The sequence below is a fragment of the Methanosarcina subterranea genome, assembly GCF_055385895.1.
This window is the reverse complement of record NZ_AP042426.1, coordinates 5,026,999-5,043,998: the sequence shown is the minus strand read 5'-3', so window position 1 is coordinate 5,043,998 and position 17,000 is coordinate 5,026,999. Positions and strand designations below refer to the sequence as shown.

Annotated in this window: 14 protein-coding genes; 10 read left to right on the top strand and 4 right to left on the bottom strand. The window is 41.7% G+C overall.

Annotated features, from left to right (window positions below):
- Positions 1-26: 26 nt before the first annotated feature.
- Complete coding sequence (rtcA, locus tag ACZ5A8_RS21925; protein WP_464531528.1) at positions 27-1,088, top strand: RNA 3'-terminal phosphate cyclase; 1,062 nt, start codon at positions 27-29, stop codon at positions 1,086-1,088.
- Positions 1,089-1,247: 159 nt separating this feature from the next.
- Here the strand turns inward: rtcA and ACZ5A8_RS21920 are convergent, their stop codons facing one another.
- Both ACZ5A8_RS21920 and ACZ5A8_RS21915 read right to left on the bottom strand, forming a co-directional pair.
- Entirely contained in the window at positions 1,248-1,871 is a 624-nt protein-coding gene (locus ACZ5A8_RS21920; protein ID WP_322221984.1) for an RNA 2'-phosphotransferase, read from the bottom strand.
- Positions 1,872-1,999: 128 nt separating this feature from the next.
- Positions 2,000-3,082 (bottom strand): MFS transporter, encoded by a 1,083-nt coding sequence (locus ACZ5A8_RS21915; protein WP_464531526.1) that lies wholly within the window; start codon positions 3,080-3,082, stop codon positions 2,000-2,002.
- A gap of 596 nt (positions 3,083-3,678) precedes the next feature.
- On the opposite strand from ACZ5A8_RS21915, the gene ACZ5A8_RS21910 reads away from it, so the two are divergent.
- The 6 genes from ACZ5A8_RS21910 (at position 3,679) to ACZ5A8_RS21885 (ending at position 11,524) form a co-directional block, all read left to right on the top strand.
- Positions 3,679-5,133: an OB-fold nucleic acid binding domain-containing protein gene (locus ACZ5A8_RS21910; RefSeq protein ID WP_464531525.1), complete on the top strand. Its 1,455-nt coding sequence runs from the start codon at positions 3,679-3,681 to the stop codon at positions 5,131-5,133.
- Positions 5,134-6,334: 1,201 nt separating this feature from the next.
- On the top strand, positions 6,335-7,093 hold the full coding sequence (locus ACZ5A8_RS21905) for a CBS domain-containing protein (RefSeq protein ID WP_464531524.1): 759 nt from the start codon (positions 6,335-6,337) through the stop codon (positions 7,091-7,093).
- A 79-nt stretch (positions 7,094-7,172) separates the two neighbouring features.
- On the top strand, positions 7,173-7,967 hold the full coding sequence (locus tag ACZ5A8_RS21900; protein ID WP_464531522.1) for a CBS domain-containing protein: 795 nt from the start codon (positions 7,173-7,175) through the stop codon (positions 7,965-7,967).
- 270 nt (positions 7,968-8,237) lie between these two features.
- Positions 8,238-9,239 (top strand): CBS domain-containing protein, encoded by a 1,002-nt coding sequence (locus tag ACZ5A8_RS21895; RefSeq protein WP_464531521.1) that lies wholly within the window; start codon positions 8,238-8,240, stop codon positions 9,237-9,239.
- 332 nt (positions 9,240-9,571) lie between these two features.
- On the top strand, positions 9,572-10,417 hold the full coding sequence (locus ACZ5A8_RS21890; protein ID WP_229392214.1) for a CBS domain-containing protein: 846 nt from the start codon (positions 9,572-9,574) through the stop codon (positions 10,415-10,417).
- Between the two features lie 330 nt (positions 10,418-10,747).
- Positions 10,748-11,524, top strand: a complete 777-nt coding sequence (locus ACZ5A8_RS21885) for a CBS domain-containing protein (protein WP_229392212.1) — start codon at positions 10,748-10,750, stop codon at positions 11,522-11,524.
- A 271-nt stretch (positions 11,525-11,795) separates the two neighbouring features.
- Here ACZ5A8_RS21885 and ACZ5A8_RS21880 read toward each other — a convergent pair whose 3' ends face one another.
- A complete protein-coding gene (locus ACZ5A8_RS21880) occupies positions 11,796-12,587 on the bottom strand; it encodes a TIGR00266 family protein (protein ID WP_464531519.1) in 792 nt (263 codons plus the stop codon).
- A 182-nt stretch (positions 12,588-12,769) separates the two neighbouring features.
- On the opposite strand from ACZ5A8_RS21880, the gene ACZ5A8_RS21875 reads away from it, so the two are divergent.
- From ACZ5A8_RS21875 to ACZ5A8_RS21865, 3 genes are all read left to right on the top strand, one after another.
- A complete protein-coding gene (locus tag ACZ5A8_RS21875; RefSeq protein WP_464531518.1) occupies positions 12,770-13,942 on the top strand; it encodes an RNA ligase in 1,173 nt (390 codons plus the stop codon).
- Between the two features lie 333 nt (positions 13,943-14,275).
- Positions 14,276-15,328 (top strand): elongation factor Tu, encoded by a 1,053-nt coding sequence (locus ACZ5A8_RS21870; RefSeq protein ID WP_464531517.1) that lies wholly within the window; start codon positions 14,276-14,278, stop codon positions 15,326-15,328.
- Positions 15,329-15,437: 109 nt separating this feature from the next.
- Positions 15,438-15,926, top strand: coding sequence for a gamma-glutamylcyclotransferase family protein (locus ACZ5A8_RS21865; RefSeq protein ID WP_464531515.1), 489 nt, complete (start codon positions 15,438-15,440; stop codon positions 15,924-15,926).
- 108 nt (positions 15,927-16,034) lie between these two features.
- On the opposite strand, the gene ACZ5A8_RS21860 is transcribed toward ACZ5A8_RS21865, so the two are convergent.
- Complete coding sequence (locus ACZ5A8_RS21860) at positions 16,035-16,808, bottom strand: sugar phosphate isomerase/epimerase family protein (RefSeq protein WP_464531514.1); 774 nt, start codon at positions 16,806-16,808, stop codon at positions 16,035-16,037.
- Positions 16,809-17,000 lie beyond the last annotated feature (192 nt).

The window sequence follows — 17,000 nt, the reverse complement described above, 5'->3', positions numbered from 1 at the left end:
AGCTGAATGAAAAAGGGGAGAGGGAAATGATAGAAATAAATGGTTCTTACGGGGAAGGAGGAGGGCAGTTAGTCAGAACGGCTGTTGCCCTTTCTGCAGTTACCGGGAAAGAAGTGAAGGTTACGAATATAAGGAAAAACAGACCAAATCCCGGCCTGAAACAGCAGCACCTGAAAGCGCTGGAAACTGCAGCCAGGATCTGCGGGGCACGGGTTTCAGGGCTTTCTCCGGGTTCTTCAGAGTTATTTTTTGCTCCAGTGGAAATAAAGGGGGGCAAGTATGATATTGATATCGGGACCGCAGGAAGCATAACCCTGCTTTTACAATGCCTTATGCCTGCCCTGCCTTTTGCAAAAGAAAAAGTTGAGTTAACGATTATAGGGGGGACTGACGTTGCCTGGTCTCCGACAACGGACTACCTTCAGCATGTAACTTTCGGGGCACTTGAACAGCTTGGATATGCAGGCAGCGTAACCCTGAAAGAGCGCGGTTATTATCCCAGGGGAGGAGGAAAGGTCTCAGCTGTTTTTGAACCCTGCAGGCTTCATGGTTTTCATTTCCGGAAGACACAAGAAAAGAAAAGAGCTGGGAAGAACCTAATAAGTGAGGAGGATCTGCATGGAGGGCAGATCCAGGAGGGAGAAATCACGGGAATTTCACATGCATCGAACCTTCCAGCCCATGTGCCAGCACGCCAGGCCAAAGCTGCCGAATCCCTTCTTTTTGAAGCCGGATATGGTTCCAGGATCGATGTCCAGTCACACGAATCATTTTCCACAGGAAGCGGAATAACCCTCTGGACAGGTTACTGTGGAGGAAGTGCCCTTGGAGAGAGGGGGCTGCCTGCTGAAAAAGTGGGTAGGCGCGCTGCAGAAGAAGTTATCTCAGAATTCAGAACAAGCGCCGCCGTGGATATACATCTGGCAGACCAATTGATTCCGTATATGGCACTCGCAGGAAACAGTTCTTACACTGTCCGAGAGCTAACCCTTCATGCGGCAACAAACATCTGGGTCACAGAACAGTTTCTGGATGTGAAGTTCAGGATAGAGGAAAAAGAAGGGCTTTTTGAAGTATCTGTTGACTGAAAAAATTAATAAATTAGGAAAAATAGAAAAATATAACGAAAGAAATAATTGATGAGAATTAGTAAGAAGAAATAGTAAGAAGAAATTCAGAGGAAAAAAACCAGAAAAAAATAGTGGAAAAAAGAATCAGAAAAAACTAGAAAAACGAGTGAAAAAGAATTAGTCCTCGAGTACAAACAAATACTCGGGAGGTATCTTTTCCGCAAGTACGATGTAATCCGTTGCAAGCTTTAGAGAAATTCCATCTTCCTGAGCTCTAAAGGCATCAACCTGCAGGATCACGGGATTTTCGGTATGGATCAGGGCAACTTCAGCTGCCTTGTCATACGAAGTGCTAAGGTGAACATAGCGCTGTTTGATAGGGAAAATTCCGTTCTCAAGCAGGACATCGACTTCCTCCGGGCTTGCTCCATAGTACACGTATGGAGTATCGCTTTCTTCGTAATCAAGATCAACATTAACAGAATGTCCGTAACGTGCTCTGATCATGGGCCCACTGATCTGATATCTTCCTTTTTCATCGGACTCCACAAGCGCATAAAGGTACTCTTTTCTCATCCAGTTATAACGCTTCTTCATAACATCACAAAAAGCGTTAAGGTCCACCCAGCCGCACTCGTCCATTTTAACCCCTGCAGATGCCGGGAAGTGCCTGAGAGTACCTGATACAAACCTGCCGAGCTTTTCCTCCCTTCCATCGTCCAGCACGTATCTACCAGGGTGTTTACACTGCTGACAGCTGACTCCTCTAAAATAGCCGTGCTCAGTGCATTTTCGAATCATGGTATCACGTACATAATGAAACTTTACCATAAATAAGGTTTTGTTTTAATTAACTTTATTTCTTAAAACTAGTTTTTTCATAAGAAAATTTTAAGTCCTTACTTTGAAAAACGATATTTTTCTATCCCTTAATGACCCCGCATGCCTGCAGCTTTTTCCAGGGTTTTGTAGAGAAGGAAGCCTGAAATAGAGAACACGGCAGCTCCAAGGATTGCTGCCCTGACACCGAAAAACTGGGAAAGGACTCCTCCGAAGAGAGCTCCAGCAACTCCTGCAGCCCCGATCATTGAGTTAATAAGACCTGCTGCCGTAGCTTTATCAGGGTTCAGCTCCACAACCCTGCGGGTTGAGCCAACATAGAGAAAAGACCAGGAACAGGCAATGATGAACATCCCCGGAATGACGTAAAGATAAGAGGGGGCAAAAAAGAAACTGATAAAACCGACCTCTGAGAGCAGGTAGCCTGCACGGATCAGCTTTTCATTTTCAAACGGGTCAAGCATACGCATAATTAGAAACTGGACTGCGGGATTTATAGCATAAATAACTCCTATCCAGAAGGCACTTGCCCCAAGCTCCCTGAGGTAAAGGGGAAAAATAGTCCAGATTCCGACAGCTCCTGTATGCCGCAGGAAGAGGGAGAAATAAACCCCTGAGTTCTTCAGCAAGGTATTCAGGGAAAAGTAAGAGTCACTCAGCTTCGGCTTTTTAATGTCTTTTAACATGAAGGCCTGTAAGAAACAGAAGGCATAACAGAGGGATGAAAATATAAAAAGCATGTCCATTCTTACCCCTATCAGCCCTGCTACGAGAAAGCCCGCCATCCAGCCGAGAGAACCCAGAGAAATAAACCTTCCCAAGCTTTGCTTCTGATAATGGACATAGGCTATCAGGGCTCCCGGATGAATCCCAACACTGAAGCCGGCTAAAGCTCTTGCAAGCATGAGGGTAGAAGGATCGGTGGCAAAAGCCTGAAGTAAAAAAGAGGCTATAGCAAATCCAAAACCTCCCAGAAGCACTGTACGCAGGTGATAAAGGTCAGCAAGCCTTCCGAAAATAAAGGAGGAAAGAAGGGTTGTGGCAGAGTAGATCCCTACTATAAATCCGATATCAATGTAAGAGGCACCAAGAGATGCAGCAAAAACGGGAATAAAAAGCAATGAGAGAACATTGGCCATGTTTGAAAAAAACTGGATGTTGTTTACCCTCATCAAGCCGATTCACACTATAAGAGCATCTCCATAACTTATTATATTTTCCTAAATGTGAAGTAAGGTAGAGTTATTCACTCGAGATACTCGCTCTCAAGGTACACTCACCGCATAAAATGATCTCATTCCGCATCTCGAATACTTTCACCCTGCATACAGTAATCTTTAGTAAGACACCTTACATACGGTATCAAGGGATCTTTAAAAAATAGCCGAAAAAAGAAAAAACTTACCAAATCATATTTAATTTTCAGGGATATTCTTATTATGCGTTTTCAGGGATATTCTTATTATGCATCAACTAAAGGACGTATAGAATCTAGTAATTCTCATATAAGATTGAAAAATATTTTATTTTAATTTGAAAATATTTAATCTAAATTTTATCTCAAGCTTTCACCTGAAATATATCACATTTCCAAAACGCTTAACGTCTTAAAATAGCGTGATGTCTTAAAATAACACTCGCAGCAGTGTTTTTTCAGGAAAAAAATGCCTGACATTTAAGTCAAATTACATTGAAGACTATATTGAAGAAAACATCACCAAAGACTAAAGAACACTGAAAGTAAATATCAACAATTCAAGGGAGTAACATGACCGATATTGATACTATTTACAAGAAGCTCAGCCATGTCATCAGTAAAGAGGATTTCCTCCAGCGCACACAGGAAAAGGTCGAGAACATGGGAGGACTGTGTGATGAGGCAATGGCTGCCATGCTAGTTGCCAATGAACTGGGATTCTCGGATGCGGGCAGAGACAGCATAAAAGTAGAAAATATTACCCCGGAGAGCGGACCTGTTAATTTCATCGCAAGGATTGTTTCAATTTTCGATATTAAAGAGTTTACCCGGAACGACGGCACTATAGGCAGAGTAGGAAACCTTATCGTTGGAGACGAGACCGGAAAAATAAAGTTAACCCTGTGGGATAACATGGCAGACCTGATTAAAATCGGAAAAGTAAAGATAGGGCAAACAGTTCAGGTCAGCGGATTTGCAAAGCAGGGCTATTCCGGAGTGGAAGTTAATATCGGCAACAATGGAGTCCTGACCGAAAGTGAAGAGGAAGTTGATGTGGCTTCGAGCAGCCAGAAAATAAAGGACATAAAAGATGGGATGGGAGACCTCAACCTTACAGGAAAGGTACTTGAGGTTTCTGAAATCAGGACCTTCCAGCGCAAGGATGGTAACAGCGGAAGGGTGGGGAACCTGCTGCTTGGGGATGAAACAGGTACACTCAGAGTAACGCTCTGGGATGAAAAAACCGATTTTCTAAGCCAGCTTGAGTATGGGGATATAGTTGAGCTGATCAATGCTTACGCCCGGGAGAATGCCTTTACCCAGAAAGTGGAACTGCAGATAGGAAACCGGAGCATAATCAGGAAAAGTGAAAAGAAAGTCGAATACAAAGAGGAATTTACCCCAATTGCAGAAATAAAGGCCGAAATGAATAATGTTAACATCTCAGGAAGGGTGCTTGATATCTCAGAAGTCCGGGCTTTTGAGAAAAAAGACGGATCTGCCGGCAGGGTTGGAAACATTCTTCTGGGTGATTCTACAGGCAAAATAAGACTTACACTCTGGGATGAAAAAACCGATTTTCTTGAAGAGATTGATTTTGACGAAACCGTTGAGGTTCTTAACGCTTATTCCCGGGAAAACACTTTCAGCCAGCAAGTTGAACTCAGCCTGGGAGCCAGAGGGATAATTCAAAAAAGTGAAAAAAAGGTTGAGTACAGGGAAAAGTTTACTGACATAGCTGACATTATTCCTGGAGAAAGTTATTCTGTTCAGGGTAAGGTTACCGAAATCGGGGAACTCAGAGAATTTGAGAAGGAAGACGGAACTGAAAATGTGGTCGCGAACCTGCAACTTAAGGACGAAACAGGCAATATCCGGCTAACCCTCTGGGGTGAACAGGCCTATGTGATAGAGGATCTGGATATCGACTCCGAAATCCAGATCATTGACGCTTATGCCAAGTATGGGCTGAACGAAGAGATGGAATTGAGTGTTGGGAACAGGAGTAGAGTGATTATTCTATAATTATTCCTTATTTTTACCTATTTTTATTCTTTACTGTTTCATTTTTTTGATCTATTCCCGTTTTTATTTTCATCTGCCTTTCACGTCTTTATTGGATAATTGTTGGCTTCAGTTTGGTTTTTTTTGTATTTTCTGGATTTACGAAATTTGTCCAGATTTTTTTAACTTCATCTGATCATTACTTTATGTGCTGTTTAATTTTTATCTAGTGTCATGACAACTTAATTATGGGGCATTAATATTTAGATTACCCCTCACACGTAGTCTTTTTTCGTAATTATGATGGCTCAGAAATAAATTCCCCCAACACTAGTACTGTGATTCCAAAGTATATTCACAATCCTGAATTTTGAATAGACCTATAGGTCAACGAATTTCCCACTACTGAACAAGGGGCTTGTTTTGGAATCGATGCACTAGTATCATGGAAATTTAATTATTGATCACTTAATAAGCTATGAATCCCTTTATACCGATAACAAACTATCAAAATATTATGTTTAATAATTAAATTGTCGCGACATTAGTATCATTTTATTCTTCATAGGAAATATTAGCAGCTTGAAACTCAGAAATTTGAAGGCAAAAAGTCTGGAAAGTAAGTTCCAGTGGAAATAAAGGGGTCTAAAAAATTTCCTGTGAGAAAAATCAATAGCATTAAAAATATAATTAAGAATGTTTTATTCGATTTGAGATTTTTTCCAGAAGTATATTTTGCTTCTGCTATTTCTCCCTGATATTTTTTCCAGAAAATTCGATATTATTCATTATGAGCAAAAATCTCCAGTGGAAATGAGGGGGTTCTGAAAAAATTCCTGCCGGACTTACATAAAGCTCTCGTGAAGAAAATAAAGGTCTTTGGTTCAAAAAAAGGCTGCTCTGCCTACTTTGTATAAATTTGAGATATTTGCAAAAAAAAAGAAATGCCGTTATCATTATGTACCATTGACTCGTATATATAAGTGTTATAAAAACGTCCGAAAAGTGTTGGGAAGACACATTAGGGGAGCGGACAAGATAATGAGTCTAAAATGGCAAGCTCCACCAGAACTCCAGTTTTCAAAAGCTAAATTTTTAATATTGATTAAAAAGAAAAATTAAAGTAAGCTGGAATGTTTTTAAAGGAAGCTGGAAGCTTGAAAAAACTTATTTTGTGAATCGTAGGTTTAAAGGCGCTGAAAGTAAAGGGGGACGGCATTCAATGATAGATGACCCTAAAAGAGATGACCCTAAAAGGGAAAAAAATATTGATAGGGGGAGAGATGCTGATAGGGAGAGGAACATTGATAGAGATAGAGACACTGGTGTTTACACAGTAGGCGACTCTACAAGAGAAATAAATGTTGATAGGGCGGAAGGCTCTGGCATTCACAGTAGAGAGCTTGAGAGAGAGGTCTCGGTTTCTGAAGCTATGAATAAAGCAGTTATAGTAATGGATATCGACTCAGATATTCCTGCCATTGCAAAGGAAATGGTCAGCCGTGATGCGGGAAGCGTCATCATCACGGAAGATGGAAAGGCCATGGGGATCATAACTGAAAGGGACCTTGTAAAAAGTATTATTACAGAGGATAAAAGACCAAGTGAGATCGAAGCGAGCAAAATCCTCTCTACTCCGTTGATAACTGTTGAACCTACAACCAGTGTAATTAAAGCCTCCAGGATCATGTTGAAAGCCAATATAAAAAGGCTTCCAGTTCTAGAAGACGATACAATAGTTGGAATGATTTCGAACACTGATATCTTAATGATATCACCAGGTCTCAACACCATTCTCAAAGACCTTATTGATATGAATCGGGAGGCTCTCCTTTCCATTCCCTCAATTGAGGAGGTTTCAGAGGAATTCAGCACGGGAATATGTGAATCCTGTGATGTTTTTTCAGTGGACCTTAAATTCGTAGATGGCAGGTATTTATGTGCAAACTGCCGGCAGGAAGAAGGGGAGAACTACGAATAAATATAACATTGAGGTTTCGACTTTCTATCTTTCCAACGTTTAAGCTTTCTGTTTTAAAAAGAATATAGGAAGGTAAACAATGATTGTCAACGAGATTATGTCAGAAGAGCCTGTAAGTATCAAAGAGAGTGAGTTTGTGACTCACGCTCGTCAACTGATGCGCGATTACTTCTTTCGGGGTCTTGTCGTTGTTGATGAAGGAAACAGGCTTGTGGGAATGTTAAATGACCAGGATATCATGAATGTGACATCCACTCGCTCGAACGTTACGGTAGGCGGATATGCAAGGCAGTCCCCGACGGTCACTCCGGATATGGATGTTGGCAAAGCTGCAAAACTAATGGTACAATCGAAACAGAACAGGGTTCCGGTTGTCAAATCAACAACAGATCGTACAGTCGTAGGAGTCCTGAGTGATGTTGATATTCTCAAAAACGTGGAACTCCCCAGAAACGTTTCGAAAACCATAGAAGCCATTATGACAAAAAAAGTCAAAACCTGTTCTCCTGATGAAAAGGTCTCCAGGGTCTGGAATTACATGATAGAGACAGATTATACCGGCATTCCAGTAGTTTCAAAGAAAGGAGATCCCATTGGAATGATAACAAGAAGAGACATAATTAAATCAGGTATTTTGAGGATGTCTATAGAAGACGAACGGGCAATAAGGCCAAACGAAAGTCCCAAAGTTGAGAGGATTATGTCAACTCCTGCATACACGCTTTCAGAGAACGATTCCGTCGAGCGTGCGATTGAAATGATTATTTATCATGATATCGGAAGAGTTACTATAGTAAATGACCAGGGGAAAATATCCGGAATCGCTGATAGGCAAGACCTCCTGGAGTCCATGGTCAATGGGTGGTCTGAGTAAATTCTCAGGTTGCAGAAAGGTAATGGACACGTTATCGCGCAAAAGGATTATAATGATTAAAGATTATAATTAGTAACGATTACAGATTGACAAACAAAAGTAAGTGTTCAGAAAGATTCGAGAGAAGTTGCTATGAGGTTTTGTTTGTTTCCGGCAGTAAACCATGAGGCTGCTAAAATGTGAATTGCAGGTTCAGGGAAAAGATTCCTGCAAAATGCAGGTAGATGAAAAACGGAATATGAAAAAAGCAATTAACTGCAACTCGATTCGGTGATCCTATTGAACAAAAATACGACATTTGTACCAGTCGAAAAAATGAATGTTCAGCCAAAACTGAACAAATCAAGCAAAAAAGCTCAGCAGAAAGACTCACATATGGTCAGCAGCATGGGCACAATGAGAATAGGCCCCAGTTTCAAGTCCCGCATTGCGGAACATGAGGGAAAAATTCTTGCTCTGGCAACAAGAAATGTAGTAACCCTTCCTCCTACTGCAACAATTATGGAAGCAGTCAGGATTATGACCGAAAGAAGATTCAGGCGTATCCCGATCACAGACGCAGGGACAGGGAGACTGGAAGGAGTGGTTACCTCTGTTGATATCATTGATTTCCTGGGAGGGGGCAGTAGGAATCTCCTTGTTGAAAATCGTTTCAAAGGCAACCTTCTGGCTGCAATAAACGAGGAAGTACGGCAAATTATGGAGACTGATGTTGCGTACATTCATGAGCGGGCAGATTTTAAAGAAGCCGTCACAACAATGCTTGAAAGGAGGACAGGAGGCCTGCCAATAGTAAATAATGAAATGCAGGTTGTCGCGATCTTTACTGAAAGAAACGCTGTGGAACTGATGGGTGGGCTTGTGACAAATAAAACTGTTGATGAATATATGACCAAAAACGTTACAATGGTAACAACAGACACACCCATCGGACATGCAGCAAAAGTAATGGTACAGAACAGGTTCCGAAGACTTCCCGTAGTAAAGGACGGAATTTTTGCGGGAATAGTCACTGCCTCCGATATTGTCCATTTCCTTGGGAGAGGGGATGCGTTCAACAAATTGACAACAGGAAATATTCATGAGGCTCTGGACCAGCCTGTAGGCTCTATCGTTTCAAAAGAACTGATCTGGACCAGCCCTGGCACAGATATGGGGAAAGCTATGGAAATTATGCTCGAGAAAAAGATAGGTTCACTTCCGATATTGGAAGAGGGAATGCTACATGGTATTATCACAGAGAGCGATTTCCTTCGAGGTTTTGACTTTTAATAGGGGTCTGGATAAGGCTGGAATAAACATTCTAAGCAAGATTAAACTTCTGCTAAACAAACTTCTGCTAAACCGAACCAGAGCTGAATAAGCCAGAATTAAATCCGGAGAACTCATGAAAAGGAATCCGGGTAACTTAAAGAGTTAGATAGGGGACAAACTTCTTGGCTGGACAGACCAGAATAATTCTGTGCTCTGATTTCTCTGATATTTCAGAGCGGAGCCTGTCTTAAAATAAAGATTCAAAATAGCTGAAAATTACAAAGTCCACATCTGATTCACAAACTATAATTGTTAATACTTATATATTGTAAAAATGTAGGAGGTATTCCATGAATGTGGCGGACATCATGAGTTCACCTGTGTATATTATAAACGTGGATGAACCCGTGTCACATGCAAGAAATCTGATGTTAAGACATAGAATCAGTACATTGCTTGTCCTTAACGAGGGCAAAATGGTGGGAATCGTCACGAAGTCAGACATCACCAACCGCCTGGCTCAAGCCGAACCCCTCTGGAGGAGACGGCCTATTGACCAGATCCCAATCAAGTTGCTGATGACAGAGTCCGTAATCACCATTTATCCCGAGGCCTCTATTTCCCAGGCAGTCGCCTTGATGCTTGAGAACGGAGTACATAACATTCCGGTGGTAAAAAATGATATTGTAGGCATTGTCACCAGGACAGATATCGTGCGCTATGTTTCCGAACATGCGGATGAAATAGATACAAAGATTCCCAGACTGATGACCGAAGATATCATTTCTGTTCACAGACACCACACAATCAACCATGTCATAGACGAAATGAACAAAAATGAAATTGAAAGAGTAGTCGTTAAAGATGATACAGGAAAACCTGTGGGAATCATTTCAAGCAGAAGCCTTGCCTTAAACCTCTTAACAGATAACGAAGGCAAACTTTCAACAAAAAGCATCAAGATGACCCGGAGGTCCTCGCCCGGAGGCCAGAAAACTTACAGGTATGTAAAAGAAGTACCCTTAACAGCAGAGGACATCATGGTTTCTCCAATAGTATCCATCGATATAAACGAGAAAATTAGCAGTGCTGCAAAACAATTGATTGAAGAAGGTATAACGGCCCTGCCTGTCAGTGAAGGTGAAGAAATAGTAGGAATACTGAGCAGGACAGACATTATGAAAGCCGTGATTTAAAAAAGGTGCTCTAAAAAGGATGCTCTGAAAACCTAATTCAGATCAAAATCCGGTAAAAATCAAAAATAAAAGAAATTGAAAGTAAAAGAGGAGCAAAATACCTTTAAGATGGTAATGATTAATTAACTAAGTAAGTACACTGCAGCATGTACATTACGGAGGTATATACGGCAAAAAAGAAACGGAAAAGGTTGTTGGACGCAAAAGAAGGATGCAAAATAAAAATTAGAAAAATGGATGTATTAAGGCCTGTAAGAACAGAAAAGGTCTGTAAAAACGGGAATGTGGAGAACTGAAACTAAAATTCTGGATACGCATGAGGTGAAATGCATGCAAGTTAAAGACATAATGGTACAACCACACAAGATTGATAAGTCAGACACCATATCTCACGCCCTTGATATCATGGAAAAGAAGGATACAAAGCGCCTGCTGGTAGTTCACGATAACCAGGTGCTCGGGGTACTTACCATGAGAAGTCTGACAGAGCAGCTCGGAACTCGCAGGAAACAGAGCAAACCCGCATCCTCTTTGCATGTTGCAACAGCCGTATCCGACAACTTTGTAAAGATTTTGCCAGATACCGACGTTAAAGATGCCCTCACCCTGATGAAAAAGAAGGGAGGCGTGATCATTGTCACTGATAATGGAAACGCAATGGGCTGGGTGACCCCACAGGAGTTCATGAAAGCAAACCGTTTCACGGGCTTTGCCGGGGAAGTAATGGAAAAAGATCCGATCACTATCAGTCCCTCAGACCGTGTAAGCCACGCCAGACGCCTTATCCTTGACAAGAATGTGGGAAGGCTGCCTGTAATCGAAAACGGGAAGCTTGTAGGGATCGTTGCAGAAGATGACATTGCTTTTGCAATGCGCTCTTTCAGGGACTTGGTAGCTGATAATCAGCAGGATTCCAGAATTAAAAACCTGCTTGTTGGAGACATTATGACCCGGAGCGTTGTCAGTGTGTACACCAACACCCCACTTTCAGATGCGGTTAATACCATGATGGAACATGATGTTGGAGGTGTTCCTGTCCTCAATCTGGAAGAAGAACTGGTTGGTTTCCTCGCACGCAGGAATATCATAAACACAATCCAGGAATAAAATCTGAGAGGAAAAAAGAAAAAAGAAGAAAGAGAAGGATATAAAAGGTCTGCTCCTTGAAGGACAGACCTTCCTATCTTTTAATATTTCCTGTTCTATTTCTTGTTATATTTCTTGTTCTTTCCTGTTCTAATTTCTTATTCTATTTACTGTTTTATTTCCTGTTTTATCCGTTATCAGTTTAAATTAACATGTTAATTCTTGATTCCTGTTAACAGTTTTCACTTGCCTGCAACTATACTTACGACTATACTTAGTAATTGCTTCTGTTTTAGAATGACCTGTCTCCGCCAAGCAGGCCTCCCAGAACCCCACTGCCACCAATGCCAGTCTGTTCATCCCGATTGCGGCCGTAAGCAGAAGCTGCAAAAATCCTGTCTGCAAGGCGTGAGAAAGGCAGGCTCTGCATGTACACAGTGCCCGGACCCGTCAGGGTAGCAAGGACGACTCCTTCACCACCAAACAGGGCATTTTTAAAGTCTTTTGACCATGTTATGTCATAAGTTACAGTTTCGGTAAAAGCTGCTACACAACCTGTATCAACATGGTAAGTCTCACCTGGAGCCAGGTCTTTTCTTATAACCGTGCCTCCGATATGCACAAAAGCCAATCCGTTACCCCGGAGCCTCTGAAGAATGAATCCCTCACCGCCGAAAAGCCCTGCCCCCAGTTTGCGGGTAAAAGCTAATTCTACTTCCACGCCCCGAGCAGCACAGAGAAAAGCATCTTTCTGGCAGAGAATACTGCCTCCAAATTTGGAGAGGTCAAGGGGGAGGATCTTGCCCGGGTAAGGAGCCGCAAAGGCTACATGCCCTTTTCCGGAACCCTTGTGAGTAAAGCTTGTAATAAAGAAACTCTCGCCTGTCAGGGCTCGTTTCAGTCCCTTTTTCAGACCTCCCAGGAGTCCGCCGCCTTCATTACCCATACCCGTCTGCATCTGGATTCCGGGCCCCATATATGCCATAGCCCCAGCCTCTGCCTGAACAGCTTCGCCTGGATCAAGCTCAATTTCAACGATCTGCATATCGTTGCCAATAATCTCGTAGTCGATATCGTCAGCCATTTTGTAGCCTTCTGGTTTACATTGAAATTTAAGTAGAAGAAATTAGGAGCAACATACTTAAAAAGATTTTTGATAGACTGGCTTATTCTTCATAGACCAACCGGTTTCCTGTGGACTGACTTGCTCTGAAACTCAATAAAGGAATGATAACTTATTTCATGCCTGAAAACAGATTAACAAATATGAACAGAGGGGAAAATTGGGAAATAAGCCCTGACTTTGTTGCGCGGCTGGCTGGCTACCTAGGATTTGATGAAGGGAGAGTTCAACACCTCTTCGAAAAAAATTATCTTGCCAGGAACTGGGGAAAGCATGACTATCTTTTCCGTTTCGATAAAGAAATCTCCCGGATAGAAAGGGGAACAGTGCTTTATGAAAAAGAGGATTCGTTTGAAGTAATTATGGGTTTTCCTAAAATCCGGAGAGCAATGGTACTCGATCCTACATTGAAAAAACATTTCAGCGGACTTGAAAAGGTAGCTGTTGAAGAAAAGATGAACGGGTATAACGTCAGGGTAGCGACCGTAAAAGGTGAGATCCTGGCAATAACTCGTAGCGGCTACGTCTGCCCTTACACGACTGAAAGGGCAAAAGAGAAACTTGACCTGACATTTTTTGACGACTTTCCCGAACTCGTACTTTATGGGGAAATGCTGGGTCCTGACAATCCTTATGTTCCAAAGGAAATCTATGGTATCGAATCCGTGGAGTTCTATATCTTCGATATTCGGGAGAAAAACAGCGGCCACCCCCTTTCCATAGCCAGAAAACATGAAATTCTGGAAAAATACGGCTTTCTGCAAGTTCGATGCTTCGGAGAAACTCCCCTGCAGACAGCGGCAGAGGAGATTGCTAAAATTATCAGGGAGCTTGGAGAAAAAGAGTACGAAGGCGTGGTTATAAAGGATCCCGAAATGGTCCTTGCCCCCCTGAAATATACCTCTTCCCAGAGCAACTGTTCGGACCTCAGGCACGCTTTCAAGTTCTACAATGAAGCGGGCAGGGACTATATGCTCTCCAGAATTGTTAGAGAAGGATTCCAGACAGTGGAATGGAACGAAAATGAAATCGAGTTCAAAAAGCGTTTTATGCAGCTTGGGGAAAGCATCCTGAACCCTCTAAGAGAGTCAATCCGGAGTGTAAAGAACGGTCAGAGACTTTATGAGGAAGCCAGAATCAGAGTAAAGGATCTCAAAACCGCCACAGAATTTGAGAATTATCTGAAAAGACTTGGGATTGATGCGATTTTTGAAGAACCGCAACAGATCGGAAACGAGTATCTGATAGTTATTAAAAAAGTAAATAAGAGTACCAATGATAAAACTCAGGCAATCCTGGAAGGAGATCTCTGGTGATAGTATTTACCTGTCCTTAAGAATTATTTCTGGCTATTTTTGGATTGATTTTCTTTTTCCTGATCGAGCTATTTTTTCCTGATCGGTTTTCTTAGTAACAGTGCGAAAAGAAATATATTACAGTATATTAATACCAGTGGCAGATACAAAGTTAGTGAAAGCCATATTCTAAAAGTCGCAGCTTTAAAGAGAGTTGAGTTTCAAAAAGCTGCTATTTGAGAAATACCAAACTTTAGAGTTCAATTAATCCTTACATTCAAAACAAATTCAACAGATCTGGAAATAATCCGTAAATATCATTTATGAATATTGGTTCAGAAAAGGGGACTCACAATGGTAAACGTTGCAATCATAGGGACAGAAAAAAGCGGCAGGACCTCCCTTGCCGCAAACCTCGGGAAAAAAGGAACAGTTTCCGATATAACGATGTATAACAACGAGAAAGAAGGCAAGAATATGGTTTTTGTGGATGCTCAAAGCTATCCGAAAACCTTGAAATCCCTTGTCACAGTACTGAATATTTCCGATATAGCCGTCCTGTGCATCCCCTCCCAGGGCCTGGACGCCCACACCGGAGAATGTATTATTGCACTGGACCTTCTGGGCTTTAAACATGGAATTATTGCCCTGACAAGGTCGGACAGTACCCACATGCATGCAATTGATGAACTGAAGGCAAAGATAAAAGTAATCACTGCAGGAACCGCGCTCCAGGACTGGGAATGTATCGCCCTGAACACAAATAAAAGTGCAAAGAATCCTTTTGAAGGTGTGGACGATCTTAAAGCCAGAATAAATGAAATGGCAGAGAAAATAGAAATCGAACACACGGAACTCAACAATCTGCCTGCAAGGATCTTTATAGACCACGCTTTTAATGTGATGGGAAAAGGATGTGTTGTCCTCGGGGTTGTCAAGCAGGGCATCTCAAAGGATAAGGATAAGACCAAAATTTTCCCACTGGACAGAGATATCGAAATTAAGTCAATCCAGAGCCATGATGTAGATATAACTGAAGCTCCAACCGGCACAAGGGTCGGGATGCGCCTGAAAAACGTCCAGGCAAAGGACATAGAGAGAGGCTTCATCATTTCCGATAAGGAAATCGTTACTACCGACTATATCCTGGAATGCACGATCTCAAAATTTACGAAAAAAATAGAGCCCGCAAGTGTACTTCACCTTTTTGTTGGGCTTCAGTCCGAACCTGTGCGCGTTGAAAAAATACTGTTTAATGAAAAAGAAGTAAAAGAAGCAAAGCCAGGCACTACCTGCGTGCTGGAACTTTCTGGAAACAAAAAGGTTGCCTACAGCAAAGAAGACCGTTTCCTGCTTGCAAACCTTGACCTGACTCAGCGCTTTGCAGCTTACGGCTTTTCTAAATAAGATAATTTTAAAACTGGATAAAAAGAAGTCGAATTAAAAGAAATCGAATTAAAAATTATTGGGTAAAAAGAAACGAGTCCAGAAAGGAAAGAGTTCAGAAGGGAAAAACATGGCTCAGGAGACAGACAGGACTCTCTATGGCAGGGTCTTTCACAGGAATGTTTGCTGGCAGCGTTCATACGAAAGGGTGGAAAGCGAAGAGATTACAATAGCTCTCTATGGTAGTCTCAGAAATGGACTATATAATAATCGCCGTTTAAACCTCCCAAAAAGATCAGATTTCTTGGGAATAACAAGAATCGAGGGGTATGCCCTTTACTCCCTGGGCCCTTATCCGGCTGTCTACCCGGCTGAGAACAGTTATGTGATTGCAGAAGTGCGTAGATTTTCCGGGAAACAGCAGCTCGAAGTTGCAAAATCCATTGATTATATGGAGCTTTTCGGGGGATATCACAGAGAATATGTGGACCTTGAAATAGAGAAACAAAAATTAAAGGGTTTTATATACGTTTACGATGAAAAACCCGAAGCTGAAATAATCGAGCACGGTGATTGGGTCCATTATCTTAAAGAAAAAGAACTCAAAGGAAAAAATTGAAAAAGGAATGAGGAAAAAATTAAATAAAAATAAGGAAAAAATAAGGAAAAAAATAAAAGAAAAGACTGTAAGAGCTGAGAAGAAAAACAGACAAGAAACTACAGATGATTACAGTTTTCTTAAAAACTCGAGACTTTTGATCCCTTCTTCTACTGAAGCCATTTCGGTAACAAAGATTCCTTTGTAGTTTGAGAGTTTTTCCATAACCTGCTTCCAGTTTATATTACCCTCTCCAAGAGGTAGATGTTCATCTTTTTTGCCCATATTGTCGTGGATGTGTATATGGGAAATCCGATCTCCAAGCTGGTCCAGAAATTCATCTGTAAGTCCAACTGTATTTGCGTGCCCTACATCAAAGGTGAAACCTATGTTGTGACTTCCGACAGCATCAAGCATTTCCTGCATTTCATCAGGATATTTGCCGAAAATCTTTGGAAGATCGGGCATATTCTCAACAGCTATCAGAACTCCGAGATCGGCTGCAAAGTCACATAATTCCCGGATAGAGGCAAGGTTTGTCATATAGGCTTGCTGCGGAACCTGTACCCCATAGGGAGAGAGGTATCCGGGATGTACTACAGCCAGATTAACATAATTAGAGGCAAGGGTCAGGTAATGCTTCATCTGCCTGAGGACTTCCGTGCGGATTGAGTTATTCAGGCCTGCAAGGTTCATGTCCGAAAAAGGCAAATGCAGGGTTAACTCCAGACTGGTAGTATCATAAATATTCTTCAGGTTCTGAACAGTCTTGCTACTCAGGCACTGAGATCCTTCCTGTACGATCTCCCAGCCCGTATACCCACTATCTTCGAGCTTGTATGCCCATTTAAAGGGATCCTCAACGACCGCACGCGATGAGAAACTGATTCTTTGCAACTGCATGGTTGTAATTCATCCCCTTTAATTCGTCCTTTATTCATCCTTTTTAATTCATTCTCTTAATTCATCCTGTTTAAGATAAATTTGGGGCGGGAATTGAAATATAATTAACTAAACTTTAATGATTAACTGAATTTCTTAGCCGAGATTCGCAAGTAACTGGAACAATAGTCACTAATTTAATTATTAACTGAT